This window comes from Desulfurispirillum indicum S5 (genome assembly GCF_000177635.2).
Lineage (GTDB): Bacteria > Chrysiogenota > Chrysiogenetes > Chrysiogenales > Chrysiogenaceae > Desulfurispirillum > Desulfurispirillum indicum.
This window is the reverse complement of sequence record NC_014836.1, coordinates 1,642,215-1,661,454: the sequence shown is the minus strand read 5'-3', so window position 1 is coordinate 1,661,454 and position 19,240 is coordinate 1,642,215. Positions and strand designations below refer to the sequence as shown.

The following is a 19,240-nucleotide window of genomic DNA, read 5'->3' as shown; positions in this document are numbered from 1 at the left end:
ATACAATGATGGATATTTTCCCGTGGAGGGGCATACCATGACCCGGTGGAAAGAACTCACAGAAGCACAGTGGCGCGAGCGCCTGACTGCCGAGCAGTATCATATCTGCCGCTGCAGGGGCACAGAACGACCGGGGAGCGGTCGCTATCTTCTCCATCACGAAGAGGGTACCTATACCTGTGCCTGTTGTGGCGCTCCCCTGTTTCACTCCATCTGGAAATACGATTCCGGCTCCGGCTGGCCAAGCTTTTGGGAAGCCATTGATGGTGCGCTGGCGTATCATGCCGACACAAGTCACGGTATGCAAAGAGTCGAGATCGTCTGTGCAGTGTGCAGCTGCCACCTGGGCCATGTCTTTGAAGACGGGCCTGCGCCCACCCACAAGCGGTATTGTACCAACTCCCTGTCTCTCAACTTTCTCGGCACGGGCCCATGAAGCCTGGTCGCCTTTTCCTGCTGGCAGCAGCGGCGGTGATTCTCGTCAGCCTGCTTCTGCTGTTGCTGATACCTGTTTCCCATGAGCAGCGCCTTCAGCCTTCTTCCATGAACCGTACATTCCCGGTGGCTCTGGAGACGCCGTTCTCCGCATACCTGCAGCTGACAGAAGCGATGGTGCGTGCCGTGCGCGAGCAGCAGGAACACATAGCTCCCGATATTCTGGAGTTTTCCATTGACGCCAATACGCCCTACGAACTTCAGCCAGCTTCCCACTGCCCGGAGGCGGATGACGACGGAATGCACCGGCAGGGCATACTGCTGGTGCATGGACTGACGGATTCTCCTTACAGCATGCGCGCGCTGACCGAGCACCTCTCACAACGCTGTTTTCTGGTGCGCACTCTCCTTATGCCCGGCCACGGAACCATTCCGGGTGATCTGCTCACGGTGCATCACGATGAGTGGGTCAGAGCCGTAGAGTATGGCCTGCACCATCTGTCCCGCGCTGTGCACTCCCTGTATATGGGGGGCTTTTCCACCGGAGGTACCCTCAGTGTGCGCATGGCCCTGGAGGGCGGACATGACCTGCAGGGCATTGTGCTGCTGGCACCGGCCATAGCCATAGACAGTCCGTTTTCTCATCTGCTGCCACTGGCGGTACAGTTTCGCCCCTGGCTGCGCACTTCTGCAGACCTTGACGCGGTAAAGTATGAATCCTTTGCTCTGAATGGCGCATTGCAGGTATTTCGACTGATTCAGCACAATGACCGGCTCATGCGCAGTTCCGGCAGTTTGGGTCATGTGCCGGTTTTCCTGGCCATCTCCATGGATGATGCCACTGTGAGCGCGCCTGCCGCGATCAGGTTTTTTCAGGAGCAGGCCGTCCACGATGGGAGTCGTCTGCTGCTGTTTCAGAAGTCCAGTGGCGATCAGTTTCTCGCTCAGCAGAGAACGCATATTCTGAACAGTTACCTGCCGCAGCGGAACATCTATCACTTCTCCCACGTCAGCCTGCCCTACCAACCCGATGACAGACACTATGGTGTTGATGGCCGTTACGTGAACTGCCTCCACTACCGCGCTGCCGAAGAGGAAGAACAGTGCCGCAGGGCGCTGCAGGTCTGGTCTGGCGAAGTGTTCGTGCCTTTCAGTCAGGAGGGCGGGTATATGCGTCGGCTGACCTACAATCCCCGCTTCGGGGAGATGATGGATATCCTTGACCTGTGGCTGGAGCAGATGGTGATCCATGAGTGATGCTCGTCTGCGCATGCTGCTGCACGCATGCTGTGCGCCCTGCTCCGGTCCGGTTATAGAGCAGCTGGTGCAAGAATATCAGGTGACTCTCTACTTCTATAACCCGAATATTCACCCGCGGGACGAGTATATCCAGCGTCGAAACGAACTTGTTCGCTGGGCACACCGCAATCCGGAAGTCGATATAGTCATTGCCGATGATGACAGTAGAACGTGGTTTGAAATAATTCGAGGGTACGAGCAGGAGCCGGAAAAAGGTCTGCGCTGTACCATATGCTATGGTATGCGCCTGGAAAAGAGCGCACAGTATGCCGCTGCCCATGGCTATGACATCTTCACCACGACGCTGAGTATATCTCCCCACAAAGACGCTGAGCGCATCAATGCGCTGGGAGAAGATGCCGCTTCCCGCTCTGGTGTCAGATTTCTGCAGGCGAACTTCAAAAAAAAAGGAGGCTTCCAGCGAAGCCTCCAGATATCACGCGAAATGGGTTTTTACCGTCAACACTACTGTGGATGCCTGTATTCCATGGAACGCTGCTGATCGCTCCTTCAGTTCATCTGCTATATGGCCCTGTCACACTCTTCGGCGTACTCTTCCTGGCTCTGCTGGCCGCCCAGGAGTTTTTGAAGCAGTTCGTGAAGCTGTTCGAGGTCGTGTTGGGAAAGCTTGGCGTTCAGAAGCTTTCCAATATTTTTTCGCTGTTCCGGCGCAATCCTTTTCAGCATTTTCTTGCCATCAGGTGTTAACTGAAGCAGTATTTCCCGCTTGCTGATGGGAGATATGGACCTGTCTATCCACCCTTTCTGAACCAGTTTATCCACCAGGCGACTGGCATTGCTGGGAGAAACCTCCATCAGGGTTGCTATATCCTTAAGGTTAACGCCGCCGCGCTTGCCGTGGGTATAGCGCATGATGCGGAACTGTGCTGGTCCTACATCGTATTTCTTCAGGAATTCCAGATCAGCGTGTTTGATTTCACGCAATGCTGCACACAGGTCCCAGTAAAACTGCATGGGGAAATCAGGTTCCAAAGTGCACCTCCGCTGCGTTAATCAGAACAACGTTTTAATTGAGCTGGAGGATACGGTAATATACTTGAGCTGTCAACACCTTTATATGGAATATTTTACGTGTGAAACTTTTCTCATGATGCTCCTTACACCAGCTGCACGTCCCAATCTTTCCATACTGCTTCATAACCATGTTCTTTTATTGCCCTGGCTACTTCCCCTGCTGAGCGGGGGTCTTCCACATGAAACTGTTCCTCAGAGGCGTCATGATCTGTATAGCCACCCGGGTTTGTTTTGGAACCCGCCGACATCTGGGTAACCCCATAAGGGAAAACCAGGTCGCGAAACTGCGCCGACTCGCGGGTCGAAAGCACCAGTACCCCATCCTGGGTGAAGAGGCGAAAGGCGCAGATCAGCTTGAACAGGTGCTTGTCGCTGACTGGGTCAGATGGCTGGAAACCACCAGCTGCCACGCGCAGGCGGGGAAAGGAGACGGAAACCTGGGTACGCCAGTAGGTCTTCATCATGTATTGCACGTGCAGGGCCAGGTTGCAGGCATCCATGGCCCAGTTGCCCAGGCCCAGCAGAACTCCAAGCCCCACCTTGCGCATGCCACCCCGCGCACCCCGATCAGGGGTGTCTATGCGGTAGTTAAAGTCGTGCTTGCGCCCCTTGGGGTGTACGTGGGCATAGAGCTCGCGGTCATAGGTCTCCTGGTAGATGGTCAGGCTGTCCACTCCGCAGGTATTGAGCTGCGCGTATTCAGCCTCTTCCAGGGGTTGTACTTCGACGCCAATGGAACTGAACTGGCCCTTGAGCTGGCGAGCGATCTGGCACAGGTAGGGCGTGTCAGCATAGCGTCGGTCCTCACCGGAGACCAGCAGCAGATGGCGAAAACCCTCGCTGGCGATGATATGGGCATCCTGCATGACCTGTTCTGGTGTCAGCAGCAACCGATCAACCTGGTTGTCGTGGTTGAAACCACAGTAGAGACAGCCATTGGTGCAGTAGTTGCTGACATAGAGCGGAGCATACATCAGGATGGTGCGTCCGAAACGCTGGATGGTGAGCTGGCGGGCCTTGTTGGCAATCTGTTCCAGGTACGGGTCGGCGGAAGAACTGATAAGGGCGGCAAAATCCTTGATGCCAAGGTGCTCCTTCTCCAGGGCGATGCGCACATCCTGCTCACCCACCCCCTCCACCATGCGCCGCAGTTCCGTCTGATCAATGCTGGCAAAGTGCTGACTGTACATATTCACTCCCACATCAGGCCCTTGAGGGGGCTGGAAGCTGAAGCCAAACTGGATTGGGGGCCAAGTCCCGCCAGATACCCCTCACGACCCGCCTGAACGGCCTTGGCAAAGGCGCGGGCCATGGCAGCTGGATCGCTGGCAATGGCAATGGCTGTATTCACCAGCACCGCGTCAGCCCCCATCTCCATGGCCTCAGCCGCGTGGGAAGGAGCGCCCAGCCCCGCATCCACCACCACCGGCACATGGGATTGCTCTATGATTATACGCAGGTTTTCGCGGGTCTTGATCCCCTTATTGCTGCCAATGGGGCTGCCCAGGGGCATGACCGTGGCGCAGCCGATCTCCTCCAGGTGCTTGCACAGCACCGGATCGGCGTTGATATAGGGCAGCACCGTAAAGCCCTCCTTGATGAGGATCTGGGCCGCCTTGTAGGTCTCCAGCGGGTCAGGCAACAGGTAGCGCGGATCGGGCGTCACCTCCAGCTTCACCCAGGAAGGGCAACCCGCCATGCGGGCGTAGCGGGCCAGACGCACCGCCTCCTCCGCATCCCGTGCCCCCGCCGTATTGGGCAGCAGCAGAATGCGCTCCGTGTCAATGGCCGCCAGCATATCGTCCTGGGGCGCATCCAGATCAACCCGGCGCAGGGCCACCGTCACCACTTCCGTCTCGGAAGCGCGGATAGCCTCGGCCATAAGCTGATTGTTGGCGAATTTCCCGGTGCCCATGAGCAGGCGGGAAGTGAATGAACGGTCGGCTATGATCAGTTGGTCTGTTGACATATGAGTTTCCTTATGCAGTCACCATGCTGCGATCGGGTTAAATGGTTAATTGAGTCAGTTGCACCTTTTGACCCGCCAAAAGGTGCGCAAAAGCGGCCCTCAGTGCTTGCAGATTTCTGCCGTCAGCTTGTCTGGAACTGGGGCCGCAAACAACCGTCATCCCTGACTGTGTTTGCGGTCGCCGCCTTCGTGGCGGCGACCCTGCGGGCTGCCAGCGTTCCAGTCGGTGCTGCCTGGCAGAAGCAAGCACACGGGGAGCAAAGCATCTCACTCTCTCCCCCCCCCTGAGCCTGTCCGGTGAGTGCGAAGCCTGGTTGGCAAGACCCGAACGGGACGCCTGCAGGAGGCAGGTGGTCCGGGAGAGCTGCAGGGATGCAGCTTCTGCCTGATCTCCAGGACAGGCAAGCTAACGAGCTGGAAAAACGGGCGTTCGGGGGGCGGCTTTTTGGTTCCTTTTTGGCCGGTCAAAAAGGAACAGTATCAACCGCCTCCAGCCAGGGTAATAATCTCCACCGTACACTGGTCGTTAATGATCGCTTCCCCGAAGCGGTTCTGGTCGATCAGCTCGCCGTTGACTTCCACGGCCATGCGGCAGGCGTTGACGCCCAGCTGTTCTTTCAGCTGTTCAATGGAGATACTTTCGGGGATGGGTACGGTGCGTCCGTTGACTTGTGCCATGGTTTCCTCCTTTACTTGGCTGCATTGGCAGCGTCGGCGTTCATGATCTGGTGGCTGATATTCATGGAGCAGAACTTGGGTCCGCACATGGAGCAGTGTTCGGTGCTGCAGTCGTTCCTGAGTTCTTCGGGCATGGATTCCATGCGGTACTGACGGGCGCGTTCGGGGTCGAGGGAGAGGGCGAACTGCTTCTGCCAGTCGAAGGCGAAGCGGGCGCGGCTCATCTCGTCGTCGCGATCGCGGACGCCGGGAAACTTGCGGGCGATGTTGGCGCTGTGAGCGGCAATCTTGAATGCGATGATGCCGTTGCGCACGTCTTCAGCGTTGGGCAGGCCCAGGTGTTCCTTGGGGGTGACGTAGCAGAGCATGGACACGCCGTAGTAGGCTGCCAGGGCGCCACCGATGGCGCCGGTGATGTGGTCGTAGCCGGGGGCTATGTCAGTGACCAGGGGGCCGAGGACATAGAAGGGGGCTTCGTGGCACAGCTCCTGTTGCTTACGCACGTTGAACTCGATCTGGTCGATGGGTACATGGCCGGGGCCTTCGATCATTACCTGAACATCCTGCTCCCAGGCTCGTTTGCATAATTGACCCAGGACTTCCAGCTCGCTGAGCTGGGCTTCGTCGGAGGCGTCGGCCAGGCAGCCGGGGCGCAGGCTGTCTCCCAGGGAGAGGGTGACGTCGTAGGCTTTGCAGATTTCCAGCAGCTCATCGTAGTGGTCGAAGATGGGGTTTTCCTTCTGGTGCTTCTGCATCCACTGAGCCATCAGGCTGCCACCACGGCTGACAATGCCTGTGGTGCGGCCAATGGCCATGGGAATGTGGCGGCGCAGAATGCCGCAGTGCACAGTCATGTAGTCCACGCCCTGGCGGGCCTGCTCTTCTATGACATCGAGGATTTTGCGGGCACTCAGATCAAGGGGATCCTCCACTTCCTCCACCGCCTGGTACATGGGTACGGTGCCGATGGGCACGGGAGAGTTTTCAATGATGGCGGTACGGATGCGGTTGATATCCTCGCCTGTGGAAAGGTCCATGACCGTGTCGGCGCCATACCTGATGGCCATGTGCAGCTTTTCCAGCTCTTCACGGCAGCCGCTGGAGAGCTTGCTGTTGCCGATGTTGGCGTTGACCTTACAGCGGGCGTTGATGCCGATGCCCATGGGGACAAGGTTCTTGTGGTTAATGTTGGCGGTGATGACCATGCGGCCACGGGCCACTTCGCTGCGCACGAACTCCGGTTCGAGCTGTTCGCTGGCCGCTACCGTCTGCATGGCCTCGGTGATTTCGCCTTTGCGGGCCCGGTGCATCTGGGTTACATTCATGCTTGCTCCTTTGTGGAAAATAAAAAACCGTTTCCCGACGAAGGGGAAACGGTTGTATGTCGTGAACACGGCACCCGTTTCCCTTCGCCAGCATTACCTGGATCAGGTTCATGGGGTTCTTCTCAGCCTCCTTACGGAAGCGCCCCCAACGGAAAATGTATTGCAAGTATGGCAGTAATTCCGATAATTTCAAGGGGAAATTTGACCGCGAATACACGCGAATGAATACAAATCAAGAAGAGTGAAATCGGTCTCTCGCCCGTTCACTGCGCTCACACGGGACGCGGGGAACGCGGCGAATACACCATGGGGACAGTGTATCTGGCTGTCGTCTTCCCTGCGTTCCCAGCGGATCTGCGAGAGGGAATTGTCTTTCTTGTATTCGAAAACTTCAAACTGAAGTTTCGCACCCCGAAGCGGCAGGTTGTCGGCGCCGACCTGGATACCATACTGGGATGGCCAAAATGGTTCTGCACAGACTGCGTTTCTTGACATTGCCCTCGCCTTGTCTATGAGTTTCTTTGCCACTTTGGACCCGCCCAAAGTGGCGCAAAAGCGGCCCCCAGTGCTGTCCTTTTCAGCCGCCCGCTTGCCTGGAACTGGGGACCGCAAACAACCGCCCTCCGTGGCTTTTGGTTTGCGGTTGCCGCCCTCGTGGCGTCAACCCTGCGGGTCCATAGCGTTCCAGTCGGCGCGTCCTGGCTGGGCTAGCACACGGGGGAGAGACAGAAGCAGGCCGTTCCCCCCTGAGCCCGTCCGGTGAGTGTGAAGCCTGGCTGGCAAGACCCGAAGGGACACTCACAGGAGGTGAGTGGTCCGGCAGCACTGCAGGGAGGCAGTGTCTGTCGGATCTCCAGAACAGGCGAGCAGGCGAGCCGGAAAAACGGGCGTTCGGGGGGCGCGTTTTGTGTCCTTTTTGCGCGGTCAAAAAGGACAATATCCAGAGGCGAAAAGTGGAAGACCAGATAAGTCAAGCATTCAGAATCAATACAGTTTCCGCGCGATAAATGTCAGAATAATAGTGCCTTAGCCTAAGACGACAAGATGCGAAACTTGAGTGAATTCTTATGAAAATATTATGCCAGAAACAAGAGGAACACCTATGAAGATATCACACTTGATTTTCTCACTGTATGTGGCCTGCGCCCTTCTCCTTGCAGGCTGTGCTCCTGCCAATATCACCCTCTTCCCCCGCTACTCCGATCCTCTGGAGGAGCAGGTGCTGCAGGGGACTCACCAGGATAAGATTCTGGTCATCCCCATCCAGGGTTTTATTTCCAGTACTCCCCGGGAGGGAATGTTGACCACCAAGCCCAGTCTGGTGCAGGAGGTGGTTGCCCACCTGGATATGGCGCGTCGTGATCCTTTAATCCGGGCGGTTATCCTGACCGTGGACACTCCTGGGGGGACGACCGTTGACAGTGATATCCTCTATCATGAAATTGAGCGTTTCCGTCTTGAAACGGGCACTCCGGTGGTGGTAAGTCTGATGGGAATGGCAACTTCAGGCGGTTATTACATCAGCCTGGCTTCAGATCTTATTACGGCTCACCCTGCAACCATCACGGGATCGGTGGGCACGATCTTCATCCGTCCGAAGGTGCATGGGCTCATGGAGAAACTTGGGCTTGAGGCGCAGGTTACCAGGTCTGGCTCCCTGAAGGATATGGGCAGTCCCTTCCGCCCTGAGCTGCCTGCAGAGCAGGAGCTGATTCAGCAGATGGTTGATGATGTCAATGGCTTCTTTCTTGAACTGGTGCAGCAGCGCCGCAGGCTTTCGGCGGAACACATGGCCGATGTCGCGAGCGCAAGAATCTATACTGCCAGCCAGGCCCTTGAAGTGGGTCTGATAGACGAGGTTCTGCACTTTCCCCGCGTGCTCACACGGGCTGCAGAAATTTCCGGTGCCAGCCCCGATGCCAGGGTGGTTGTTTATCGCCGGAGTGCCTACGCAAATGACAATGTCTATAACACCATGACGAACAGTGCTCCGGGCCCAGCTCTGGTCGATTTTGGCTTTGTGGGCCACATGGCATCCCTGAAGAGCGGTTTTTACTATCTCTGGGCTCCCCAGTACGAATAATCAGGAAGGATCTGCCACATACATGTCAACAACTATCTTTATCAATCATCGCAGTTATGAATCCCGCGTCGCCTATATGGAAAATGGTGAATTGAGTGAAATTCTCATCGAACGCAAGCGCGAAGGCGGCATTGTGGGGAATATTTACAAGGGGGTCGTCTCAAAGGTACTGCCCGGAATGCAGGCGGCTTTTGTGGATATCGGTCTGGAAAAGGCAGCCTTTCTCTATGTCGCTGATCTTGGACGCGAGCAGCTGGGTGTTGATGCCGCACTGCCGGATCTTGAAGATGGCGATGCCAACGGCGAAAAAGCCCGCAGCGCGGAATATCCTCCCATTGACGAAATCCTGCGCCTTGGCGATGAGCTGATAGTGCAGGTTTCCAAGGAGCCCATTTCCACCAAGGGCGCGCGTATCACCAGCTACATCACCCTTCCCGGCAGACACCTGGTGCTGATGCCCACCATCGACCATATCGGCATATCACGTCGCATTGCTTCGGAACAGGAACGGCACCGTCTGCGCAGCATCCTTAATGATCTCAAACCGGCGGGCATGGGGCTGATTGCGCGCACTGTTGCCGAGAACCGTCAAAAAGAGGATTTTGCCAGTGACCAGAGTTTTCTGACCAACCTGTGGGATGTGATCATGAAGAAGGCCGGGGAGGTGAAGGCCCCGGCACTCCTCTATCAGGATCTTGATCTGATCCTGAAGACCATGCGTGACCTGTTCACGCGGGAAGTCGCGACGCTCTACATTGATGATGAAGCGGAGTACCTGCGCTGTCGCGAGTTCGCATCGCGACTGCTGCCCCACCTCTTTGATCGCATTGAGCTGTACCATGGCAAAGAGCCTCTTTTCGACGCCTTTAATATCGAAGTGGAGTTGAACAAGCTCAGTAACAAGAAGGTCTGGCTGAAGTCGGGTGGCTATATTGTCATCGACCAGGCTGAGGCCCTGACGGCCATCGATGTGAATACCGGGCGCTATGTGGGGAAGAAGAATCTGGAAGACACTATTTTGCAGACCAACCTGGAGGCCGCCCGCGAAATCTGCTACCAGCTCAGACTGCGCAATATCGGTGGGATCATCATCATCGACTTCATCGATATGGAGGAAGAGGAGAACCGCCTGAAGCTTTTGCAGGCCCTCGAGGTGAACCTGAAGAAAGATCGGGCCAAAACCAACGTATTACCTGTCAGCGAACTGGGACTGGTGGAGATGACCCGCAAGCGGGTGCGTGACAGCATCGGGCGCGTGCTGTATGAGTCCTGCCACTACTGTGAGGGACGCGGATTCCTGAAGTCGCCCCACACCGTCTGCTACGATATTTTCCGGGAGATTCAGCGTATCGCCGGTATTTACAAAGGCAAGAAGCTCTATATCGAGGCCTATGCCGATGTGGCTGATATCATGTTCTCCGAAGAAGCCGAATATGTGGAAAAGCTGGAAGAGGACTGCTGCGTCAAGCTGGTCATCAAGTCCAACCCCCATTTTCATCAGGAGCACTACGAGATAGTTCCCCTGTAGTTTCCCGCGAAAAGAAGCGGTGGTGCTGCGCGCTCTGGAGGCCACCACTTCTGCCTCGCCTGCGCCGAACTCTTCTGTGCCTGTGGTCGGCACTTCCCCTGTTTTCATTTCTGGCACGCTACATGCAGGACACTCCTGTACGACAGGAGGTGTAGCTTGATCACCCAGATTCTCGACATCGGGAACTTTCCCCTTCTAAAAAAAGCAGATAAAGGTACAGGAAGTGCCATGGCCGATGGCCAGCAAGGTGGTTTCCTGCAGCTCCTCTTCCAGTCCATGGACAAGGGAGCCAGTGAAAAAAATTCTCCTTTGCTTCCTGCAGATGTCCCTGAAGCCGAAAAGGCCATGGAGCGACTGAAACAGGAACTGCAGACAGCTCTTGAGTCACTGCCCCTTTCCGGCCGCAGCCTGCGCCAGCTGGCCCAGTCGGACGTACTGACTCCCCAGTTCAACCATGCCCTGCAGGATATTCTCAATCAGAATGTCCTTCCTCCCGACTCCATTGGACGTGCGCTGATTGCAGAAGTTATGGACTTCAACAGCACTGTGATGAATCTGGAAAAAAGTTCCTTTGAACTCTCCCCCCAACAGCTCCGTGATCTGACGCTCCTGATTGAAAAATTTTCTGCCCACCGCAAGGGCAAAGACGACAAGGATCAGGATGTACAGGCATATCATCACCTTGAGCGCTCCCTGCTCTTTGGTGCCCTGTTCCAGAAACAGGAAACCGTAGTGGCGCCCGATGAGTCTGCAGTGGAAGATCCTGATACCCATATCCCGGCAGACCTTCTCGCCAGAACTGACCTGGCGGAAGAACTCGGCACTCTTGTGCATTTCATGAAGCAGGCAGGTGAGCTCTTCATGCGCCTGATGGATGAGGCGGGCCTGCAGCCCGATGATCTGCCGGCCGGTATAGCCCAGGTATTCCAGGGCCTGATGACCATGAGCGCAATGATGGAAGAGGTACGCCAGAGCCGATCCATGACACCAGAGCATGATGGACAGATATTGGCCCAGGTGCTTGATGGTGAAGAAGGCATGCAGCATTTTGTGCAGCTGATGCGTGATATCGAAAGCCTGGGGCTGCATGAGAAGCAGCCAGCGACGGAGCAGGCACTGCAGCGCCTTGTGGGCGAAACCGCTGAAGGGACCGAGGTAGCCCGTCAGCTTGGCCAATCCCTTGCCGCCATGGGCATGCTGATTCAGGCGAACCAGAATCCTGGACGAACAGCCCAGGCGGATAATATAGCTACACCACGTCAATACGCGGGGTTTGAAGCTCTGCTGGAGAAGTCACCCCTGCGCCAGCTGGTGGAAGCCATGAGTCGGGTTGTGGCTTCGGACGCTTCCAGCGAATCCCTGGAGGAGGAGCTCTCCCGAAAACAGCAGAATGCGAACCGACACAATGGGTCTGCTGCTGAAATAACTGTAGACAGGCAGAGCGCGGCAGTCGCACGACAACCGGTTGTCGCCCAGGCGGCCATGGCAAAGGAAACCCAGGGCCGCGACAGCGAGCTTGCCAGGGCTGTTATGAACAAAGCTCTGGAAGCCGAAGATGAGAGCCTGCAGGAAGAGCAGCGGCCCACGCGCACGCTGCCCACGGAAAAAACTTCTGCCACCGGGCGGGAAAACACCGTAACTGCCACCGGAGCCACACCGGTATCGGCACATGCCGAGTCCTCCGTGACTCTTCAGGCAGCAGGGAGCACCAGCTCGACGCCAGCAGGACAGCCGTTTGTCGGACAGCAGGGCAGTAGTGCAACCCAGAGTTCACTGACACCGGAGTCTGCCCCGGAGTCTGCCGGGCGCCGGGTTGACATGGACAGTGTCATCGACCAGATACTGCGCAAAGTCAGTGTCCATCAAAGCGGCTCACTGAAGACCATTACGGTCGCGTTGAATCCGCAGCATCTGGGCAAGGTGCATATCCGCCTCTCCATTGAGAATGCCCAGCTGGTGGGTCGCCTGATGGTGGAAGACAGTGGCCTGCGCGAAAACATGCAGCGCGCGGCTGCACAGCTGCGGGAGGCTCTGAGCAACATGGGCCTGCGCGTTGAGCGTTTTGAAATAGTTCAGCCAGCTCATCAGTCCGCAGCCCAGGATAACCAAAGTCAGTTTTCCGAGGAATTCCGTCACGCCCGCAATGATCAGCAAGGTGAGCGCGACGGAGGATCGCGGAATCATGATACCGAAACACACCAAAACCAAGGAAACCATGAACATGTCGATGACACCCGTGAAACCGGTGCCATCGCTACGTCGGACGCTCTGGATATAACCGTTTGACAAGGAGGCTCTCATGCCAATGAACACATCAGCACCAGTTCGGAACATCGGAAACATTGATGACTGGAGCACTCTGAAGCCCGAGTTACCCAAGAAGGAGATGGACAAGGATGCTTTCCTGCATCTGATGATTACGCAGCTGCGCAATCAGGATCCCACCAACCCCCAGGACAACTCCCAGATGATTGCCCAGACGGCGCAGTTCTCCCAACTGGAGCAGTTGACCAACATGACGGCCGCTGTGGATCGACTGGTGGCCATGCAGCAGCAGACCATGAACTTCAACGCCGCCGCCTATATCGGTCTGGAAGCACGCGCCCTTGGCAATACAGTTCAGGCCTACCAGGGCATGACCCAGAATATCGAGTTTAAACTGCCCGAAGCTTCCGATGAAGTACAGATAATGATCTACAACTCCCAGGGCTCGTTTATCGATCGCCTTGATGTGGGGGCCCTTGGCAAAGGCGTCAACAGCATCGCCTGGGACGCCTATGATTCTTCCGGGCAGGTTCTGCCGGACGGTCACTACACCTACCGGGTGGTGGCGTTTGGTGATGATGGCAATCCCATGGAAGTGGAAAACTATACCTATGGACTCATTACCGCTGTGCGCAATGAAGGAGGGGTGAGCTTGTTTATGATGAACAATGAAGAGTTCCTGCTGGAGGAGCTGGAGAGCTTCTATATGCCGAACATCTCAGGAGGCATGCCGGATCCGGGTTCAGGGGGTGAGGAAGACACTGAGTCCGATATGACATAGAGGACTGTGTCCGGTAAGGAGCCGGGCACTTCATAAACACTACAGGGATGGAAAATACAATGCACGGAGGCATACTACACTATTATGGAGCACAAACATGCTGCAATCCATGTATGCCGGTGTATCCGGTCTGGTCAATCATCAGCGGTCGATGGATATTATCGGTAACAACATTTCCAACGTAAACACCTTCGGCTATAAAAAAGCCCGTGCCGGTTTTGCTGATGTCATGAGTATCAGCATCGGCGGATCCGGCGTTAACCCCATGCAGGTGGGTATTGGTACGCGGGTCAACTCCACCAACCTTATCTTCAGTCAGGGTGGTATTGAGGCGTCAAATAAGTCCACTGATATGGCCATTGCCGGACGTGGCTTCTTCGTCGTCTCCAACGGCGCCCAGAACTTCTTTACCCGTAACGGCAATTTTACCTTCAATAAAGAGGGGATGATGGTCACCCCCGATGGTCTGGTCATGCAGGGCCGCATGGCAACCCAGAACCAGTACGGCGAGTTTACCATCAACCCCACCACCGTTGTGGGTAACATCCAGATTCCCGTAGGAATAAAATCTCCGGCTTCTCCCACGAGTAATGTCGAATTAGGTGGGAACCTGAACGCTGAAGCTTCGGGAACCATTCTCAGTACGCCGGTCCTGCGCACTGCTGCCGACGGCAACAAGGATCTCTCCACACTCTTCAACGAACAGGGCAATGCCCTCTCCATCCTCGATGACCAGGCGGTGACCTTCAAGTCCCACGCCACGGCGCTTACCAGCATGGGTCAGCTCTACGATTCTGCCGACACCGGTCTGAGCATCGTGGACAACGAAACCTTCAAGGTGACCATCACCAAGGATGGTGTCCAGGAGACGGTGACCTTCCGCTACCGTCCCAGCGCCTCAAATGAATACAGTGCCAATGGTATTCCGCGGGACTTTGACTCCAATGATAACATCTTCAGTACCTTGGGAGGGCTGGCGCGAAAAATCGAAGAGCGCTTTGCCGGGTATGTGCAGAGTGTTGATATTGTGGAAGGAAAACTGCGCGTCACGGCCCGCGAGAGCATGGATCTGAGCATGGAGTCAAGCAGCGTTCCCGCCAACACCAAATTCAACAACGTCATTTCCAGCCTGAATGGTCAGTACAACGCCAACGGCGTCAAGACATCCAGCGAATTCTTCTTCCAGGAGCAGTACAACAAGGGGCTTGACTTCAATACCCTGGAAGAACTGACTGCCCGCCTCCAGGGTTCCATGCAGAATGTCAGCGCCACCAGCCGCGCCTATATCGGCGATATCAGCGTCTTTAACTTCCAGGACGGCAACGACCGTATCCGCATTTCCATGGAAGTCAAGGGCAACCTGGTGACCCAGGAGTACTACTACTCCACGGCCACCAACCCTGTTTCCCTCGACACGACTGCCATTGGCGGCGTGGATAACATGGCCAAACCTTTTTCAACTCTTGATGAGCTGATCATGCAGATCAACTCCGACTTTGCCCCCGGTAATCACACCACCGCTTTCCCGGCTGGCTACGAGGTCAACGTCGATGCTCCCTATACGGGCATGCAGGCTGATGGTGTGCGCCTTTCCGAGCGCCTGGAGAATGGCACCGTCGTCACCAACACCAGTGGCGCTCCCATGACCCTCTATGATGGCAGCAAAGACCCCAATGGTCTCTACCGCAGCATTGAGCTTGCCGCCGGTGACTTTGTCACCATCCACGCCACCGATCCCAACCTGGTGCAGGTCAACGGTGCTGGTGACTGGATCCGCTTCAGTTTTTCGTCGGGTGTGAAAATTCCTGCCGGAACCACGGTCAGTACCGCGTTCAGCGCCTATACCGTTGGTGACAGCCAGGATGGTTCCATTTCCACCGACGCCATGAACCTCATACGCGCCTACAATGATGGTGGTCGCCTGGCTTTCGCCAATATCGCCGGGTTTGACCTGGGCAATATTCAGGTGAGCTACAGCGGCACCAATGTGGGCAACGACAAGGCCGTCAACGAGTATCTGGATAATCTGACTGGCGACTTTATCTTCGGCGCCGACCCCAAGACGTCCGACCAGCTGGGTGGCAAGATCACCTATGATAACAATCACGACGGTGGTTTTACGCTGCAGAAGATGGGCTTTAAGGACGCCAACGATGCCATCTCCGTGGTCACGGGCACAGTGAACGTGGCCGGTGTTGATGTTCCCCAGATTGCCACCTTTGTCTATGACCCTGAAGGGATTCGTGGCAATAACAGCAACGCGGGAGCCTATTACTTCAGCTCCCTGGACGAACTGATCACCATCATCAATACCAACCCTGCCCTGGCCGATGTGAATGTCACCCTGGAAGAGGACGGACGATTGAATTTTGATGCCACGGCAACGGGCGCGGTGAATGCTGACTTTGAAGCCACCGATTATTTTGGTTTTAATGGTACAGATTTTGACGGGGCCAACTTCGATATCACCTTCCGTCGCCCCGGACAGACGGTTCTGACCACCATTAACGTCGATGCCACTGCCATGACCTCCATGGCCAATATCGCCGCCCATATTCAGGATCAGCTTGTAGCTGCAGGGGTCACGGGCTTTATTGTTAATTGGACCGGCAAGGATTTCGAATTTAAAAACCCCAGCAGTGGTGGACTGGCCGAACTGAGCGTTTCTATCAATGCCGGCGTTGATGCGGCCTATCAGGATCTGCTGAATCCCCTGTTTGAGCCCCTGAGCAATGTAATTTTCTCAGCTGGTGTTTCGGCCCGTACCATGCAGATCGGCATGACAGGCCCCATCAACTATGTGGGCCGTGACATCAATCTGCGCCACCAGCTGAACACCACGGCAAGTGGCCCATTCAGCAACCTCAATGTCAGCGCGGCCGGCACTTCCGGTATCCTGCGTGGCCCCATTAACCACCATATCACCGGTGCCGAGATCATTACCTCTTCGGCGCGCCTGAACCAGGCCCTGAACCTGCCCGCGACCCTGCTGACCGGTTCCATGTCAACGTCGGAGCGCTTCCTGACCAGTGCCAACGAAGACACCAAGCTGGCACGTCTCTATAACAGCAATGGCACGAGCCTTGGCCTGGGTACCAACGACCGCATTTCCCTGAGTGCCACCCTTGGTATGGGGCAGCAGTTCAGCTCCTCCATGTCGGTGAACAATAACCTGGGACAGAGCGACACCACCCTGGGAGACCTGGCCTACGCCCTGGAGCAGTCCCTGAACCTCAAGAACAACAAGGGTGTCTACGTCAATGAGAATGGCTCTATTGTCATCAACGGCGATGATGGCGAACACTTCTCCATCCTCGACCTGAAGCTCTCGGTGCCGGGCAACCCCATTTTCAACGCCATCACCACCTCCCTGAGTGTGGAGCAGCTGGCTTCCGGAGGCTATCATGCCACCACGGTCAATATCATTGACTCCGAAAGCTTTGTTCATTCTCTGGATTTTGAATTCTACAAGGACCCTGATCCGCGTAATGTGAACCAGTGGACCTGGAAGGCCAGCGTACCCAAACCAGCTGAGATCACCGGCGGCGCCGGATCGCTCTCCCTGCCGGAGGGAAGCATTACTTTCAGCCCCGATGGCGGCCTGGAAATGATGATCGGTGGCCCGCTGTTCATCGTTCCCAACAATGGTGCCAACCCAATGGAGGTCGTCATCGACATGGGCACGCCTGGTGGCGGGTTTGACGGCTTTACCCAGTACGCCAGCAAGTCTGATACCACTAAACAGCGGCAGAACGGCTATAAGGAAGGAACGCTTGAAGACTATTCCATTGATGAAAATGGTATCGTCTACGGCCTGTTCAGTAACGACCTTTCCCGTCCGCTGGCTCAGTTGACCCTGGCGGACTTCACCAACCCTCAGGGCCTTTCCAAGGTTGGGAATTCCCTCTTTGTCTCCACCAATGCCAGTGGACAGCCCAACTATGCTGCTCCCGGCTCAGCCGGATTCGGAACCATCATCAGTAACTCCCTGGAGATGAGTAACGTAGACCTTTCCATGGAGTTCACCCAGATGATCATCGTCGAGCGTGGTTTCCAGGCCAACTCGCGCATCATCTCCACCTCGGACAGCATGATTCAGGAAGTCCTGAACATGAAACGCTAAACAATCCCCCCTTCGGGGGGCAATCCGGGGAGCGCTGGCAAGGTGACCAGGCTCTCAGGGTTGCCCCCTTGAGGGGCACGGCAGTGATCTTCCGCGGGCAGACACGCGTCCGTACCTCTGCCCTCGTGGCGTACCAGGCCCTTGGGATACACCAGAGGCAAGTGAAACCCAAAAGATTCGAGCGGCTTTTGTGTGGAACAGGAAGAGAAACATTGCCACTATCCATGGTTCCCGTCAGGGAAGTGGACATGACAATATTCTTCGCTCATCGTATTTGGTTTTTCCCGCCTGCTCCGCAGGCGGGAATTTTTTTCTGCAAACTCGAGGTTTCACCTCCGAAACTGCAGGTTATCGGCACCGACCCTGATGCCATGCTGGAATGGAGGAAGTGGTTCTGCACAGACTGCGTTGCTTGACATTATCCTCACCATATACACGAGTTTCTTTTGCCACTTTTTACCCGCAAAAAGTGGCTGGGAAGCGACCCCCAGTGCTGTCCTTATCAGCCGCCCGCTTGCCTGGAACTGGGGACCGCAAACAACCGCCCTCCGTGGTTTTTGGTTTGCGGTTGCCGCCCTCGTGGCGTCAACCCTGCGGGTCCATAGCGTTCCAGTCTTCGCGTCCTGGCTGGGCCAGCACACGGGGGAGAAACAGGAGCAGGCCGTTCCCCCCTGAGCCCGTCCGGTGAGTGCGACGCCTGGCTGGCAAGACCCGAACGGGACACTCACAGGAAGTGAGTGGTCCGGCAGCACTGCAGGGACGCAGTGTCTGCCGGATCTCCAGAACAGGCAAGCAATAAGCCGGAAAAACGGGCGTTCGGGGGGCGCGTTTTTGTGCCCTTTTTGGGCGGTCAAAAAGGGCAATATCCGGAAACGAAAAGTGATGCCAGATGAGTCAAGTACGCAAAATATACACTGTTTCCTCATGGTAAATCTCATTATAGCAACACCTTAGCCCAGCGCGACAAGGTGCGAAAGTTGAGTTATTTTTAATGTTTTATATGAAAATTATGGGATACGAAACTTTCGTTCACAGCAAAGGCGAGGGAGGAAAACAGAAGGCATGGAGGGGATTTTGGGGAATGAGGGAAAAAACGTGTCCGCAGATTACGCGGACGTACAGGCATAAAGGCAATGGCAAAAGCTGGAAGAGTACTTTTGCAGGCGCAGAGAAAAATGGGAAGCCAGGCTTTGCGTACCCCATCCCCTCAATGGCTCCAGTCAGAGACGGGAGATTACTTGGCGCCCCACAGCAGATCACCGCGAATCCATCCCTGGTGACCATCGGGGTGTTCAACCTGATACCAGTTACTGCGCTGACCAATGATGCGGAAGGCAACGCCATAGCTGGTGCGGAAGAGAATATCGCTATTGGTGGAGTTGGAGCTGCGCACATTTACATTATTGCGGATGACGATGACGCCACGGTTTTCCTTGTTGGCAACACTGTTGTGAATCCACCCTTTGTCACCCTCGAAGTCTTCCACCTGATACCAGTTACCCTGCTGCTTCAGCACTTTCAAGGGGAAGTACTTGCCCAGGGTCCAGAGGACTTCGGCATTGGTGGAGGGCTGCGCGCGCAGATTGACCCGATCGCCGGTAACGGCAACATAATTGTCGGCGATTGCCGTAAGAACCAGAGTGTGTATGAAGATAAACAGAAGCAGCAGTTTTTTCATGGTTCCCTCAATACAAAGTGGTGCTGTTTTCGGGTGAACAT

General features: G+C 55.9%; 14 protein-coding genes and 1 riboswitch. Of the genes, 8 read left to right on the top strand and 6 right to left on the bottom strand.

Translation table 11 applies throughout. The annotated features are described in order from the left end of the window. Nucleotides 1-37: 37 nt before the first annotated feature. The 3 genes from msrB to SELIN_RS07855 are packed head-to-tail and all read left to right on the top strand — an operon-like array spanning nucleotide 38 to nucleotide 2,236. The gene (gene msrB / locus SELIN_RS07865; RefSeq protein WP_013506135.1) at nucleotides 38-436 is read left to right on the top strand and encodes a peptide-methionine (R)-S-oxide reductase MsrB; all 399 of its coding nucleotides are present in this window, start codon (nucleotides 38-40) and stop codon (nucleotides 434-436) included. Beyond that, on the top strand, nucleotides 433-1,692 hold the full coding sequence (locus SELIN_RS07860; protein ID WP_013506134.1) for an alpha/beta hydrolase: 1,260 nt from the start codon (nucleotides 433-435) through the stop codon (nucleotides 1,690-1,692). The genes msrB and SELIN_RS07860 overlap by 4 nt, the downstream gene beginning before the upstream one ends. Then, the gene (locus SELIN_RS07855; RefSeq protein ID WP_013506133.1) at nucleotides 1,685-2,236 is read left to right on the top strand and encodes an epoxyqueuosine reductase QueH; all 552 of its coding nucleotides are present in this window, start codon (nucleotides 1,685-1,687) and stop codon (nucleotides 2,234-2,236) included. Before SELIN_RS07860 ends, SELIN_RS07855 begins: the two co-directional genes overlap by 8 nt. 20 nt (nucleotides 2,237-2,256) lie before the next feature. On the opposite strand, the gene SELIN_RS13980 is transcribed toward SELIN_RS07855, so the two are convergent. The 5 genes from SELIN_RS13980 to thiC all read right to left on the bottom strand — a co-directional run bounded on the left by SELIN_RS13980 (nucleotide 2,257) and on the right by thiC (nucleotide 6,741). After that, nucleotides 2,257-2,727 (bottom strand): MarR family winged helix-turn-helix transcriptional regulator, encoded by a 471-nt coding sequence (locus SELIN_RS13980; RefSeq protein WP_013506132.1) that lies wholly within the window; start codon nucleotides 2,725-2,727, stop codon nucleotides 2,257-2,259. 125 nt (nucleotides 2,728-2,852) lie between these two features. Beyond that, nucleotides 2,853-3,959 carry a 2-iminoacetate synthase ThiH gene (gene thiH / locus SELIN_RS07845; RefSeq protein ID WP_013506131.1) on the bottom strand — a complete coding sequence of 369 codons (1,107 nt, stop codon included), beginning with the start codon at nucleotides 3,957-3,959 and terminating at the stop codon, nucleotides 2,853-2,855. Nucleotides 3,960-3,961: 2 nt separating this feature from the next. After that, on the bottom strand, nucleotides 3,962-4,738 hold the full coding sequence (locus tag SELIN_RS07840) for a thiazole synthase (protein ID WP_013506130.1): 777 nt from the start codon (nucleotides 4,736-4,738) through the stop codon (nucleotides 3,962-3,964). A 480-nt stretch (nucleotides 4,739-5,218) separates the two neighbouring features. Further along, the gene (thiS, locus tag SELIN_RS07835; RefSeq protein WP_013506129.1) at nucleotides 5,219-5,416 is read right to left on the bottom strand and encodes a sulfur carrier protein ThiS; all 198 of its coding nucleotides are present in this window, start codon (nucleotides 5,414-5,416) and stop codon (nucleotides 5,219-5,221) included. A gap of 11 nt (nucleotides 5,417-5,427) precedes the next feature. Continuing rightward, nucleotides 5,428-6,741, bottom strand: coding sequence for a phosphomethylpyrimidine synthase ThiC (gene thiC / locus SELIN_RS07830; protein ID WP_049871114.1), 1,314 nt, complete (start codon nucleotides 6,739-6,741; stop codon nucleotides 5,428-5,430). Nucleotides 6,742-6,803: 62 nt separating this feature from the next. Continuing rightward, a riboswitch (TPP riboswitch) is annotated at nucleotides 6,804-6,898 on the bottom strand. A gap of 945 nt (nucleotides 6,899-7,843) precedes the next feature. On the opposite strand from thiC, the gene sppA reads away from it, so the two are divergent. From sppA to SELIN_RS07800, 5 genes are all read left to right on the top strand, one after another. Further along, complete coding sequence (gene sppA / locus SELIN_RS07820) at nucleotides 7,844-8,824, top strand: signal peptide peptidase SppA (RefSeq protein WP_013506126.1); 981 nt, start codon at nucleotides 7,844-7,846, stop codon at nucleotides 8,822-8,824. Nucleotides 8,825-8,846: 22 nt separating this feature from the next. Continuing rightward, entirely contained in the window at nucleotides 8,847-10,352 is a 1,506-nt protein-coding gene (locus SELIN_RS07815) for an Rne/Rng family ribonuclease (protein WP_013506125.1), read from the top strand. A gap of 156 nt (nucleotides 10,353-10,508) precedes the next feature. Next, nucleotides 10,509-12,638, top strand: a complete 2,130-nt coding sequence (locus SELIN_RS07810; RefSeq protein WP_013506124.1) for a flagellar hook-length control protein FliK — start codon at nucleotides 10,509-10,511, stop codon at nucleotides 12,636-12,638. Between the two features lie 13 nt (nucleotides 12,639-12,651). Beyond that, a complete protein-coding gene (locus tag SELIN_RS13975) occupies nucleotides 12,652-13,398 on the top strand; it encodes a flagellar hook assembly protein FlgD (protein WP_013506123.1) in 747 nt (248 codons plus the stop codon). Nucleotides 13,399-13,495: 97 nt separating this feature from the next. Further along, a complete protein-coding gene (locus SELIN_RS07800) occupies nucleotides 13,496-17,521 on the top strand; it encodes a flagellar hook-basal body complex protein (RefSeq protein ID WP_013506122.1) in 4,026 nt (1,341 codons plus the stop codon). A 1,234-nt stretch (nucleotides 17,522-18,755) separates the two neighbouring features. Here SELIN_RS07800 and SELIN_RS07785 read toward each other — a convergent pair. Next, nucleotides 18,756-19,199 carry an SH3 domain-containing protein gene (locus SELIN_RS07785; protein ID WP_013506120.1) on the bottom strand — a complete coding sequence of 148 codons (444 nt, stop codon included), beginning with the start codon at nucleotides 19,197-19,199 and terminating at the stop codon, nucleotides 18,756-18,758. Nucleotides 19,200-19,240 lie beyond the last annotated feature (41 nt).

Excerpts from the sequence above, each read along its gene's own strand:
- SELIN_RS13975 (WP_013506123.1), top strand. The coding sequence starts at position 12,652 with ATGCCAATGAACACATCAGCACCAGTTCGGAACATCGGAAACATTGAT.
- SELIN_RS07860 (WP_013506134.1), top strand. The coding sequence starts at position 433 with ATGAAGCCTGGTCGCCTTTTCCTGCTGGCAGCAGCGGCGGTGATTCTC.
- SELIN_RS07800 (WP_013506122.1), top strand. The coding sequence starts at position 13,496 with ATGCTGCAATCCATGTATGCCGGTGTATCCGGTCTGGTCAATCATCAG.
- SELIN_RS07815 (WP_013506125.1), top strand. The coding sequence starts at position 8,847 with ATGTCAACAACTATCTTTATCAATCATCGCAGTTATGAATCCCGCGTC.
- thiS (WP_013506129.1), bottom strand. The coding sequence starts at position 5,416 with ATGGCACAAGTCAACGGACGCACCGTACCCATCCCCGAAAGTATCTCC.
- thiH (WP_013506131.1), bottom strand. The coding sequence starts at position 3,959 with ATGTACAGTCAGCACTTTGCCAGCATTGATCAGACGGAACTGCGGCGC.
- msrB (WP_013506135.1), top strand. The coding sequence starts at position 38 with ATGACCCGGTGGAAAGAACTCACAGAAGCACAGTGGCGCGAGCGCCTG.
- thiC (WP_049871114.1), bottom strand. The coding sequence starts at position 6,741 with ATGAATGTAACCCAGATGCACCGGGCCCGCAAAGGCGAAATCACCGAG.
- sppA (WP_013506126.1), top strand. The coding sequence starts at position 7,844 with ATGAAGATATCACACTTGATTTTCTCACTGTATGTGGCCTGCGCCCTT.
- SELIN_RS07855 (WP_013506133.1), top strand. The coding sequence starts at position 1,685 with ATGAGTGATGCTCGTCTGCGCATGCTGCTGCACGCATGCTGTGCGCCC.
- SELIN_RS07785 (WP_013506120.1), bottom strand. The coding sequence starts at position 19,199 with ATGAAAAAACTGCTGCTTCTGTTTATCTTCATACACACTCTGGTTCTT.
- SELIN_RS07840 (WP_013506130.1), bottom strand. The coding sequence starts at position 4,738 with ATGTCAACAGACCAACTGATCATAGCCGACCGTTCATTCACTTCCCGC.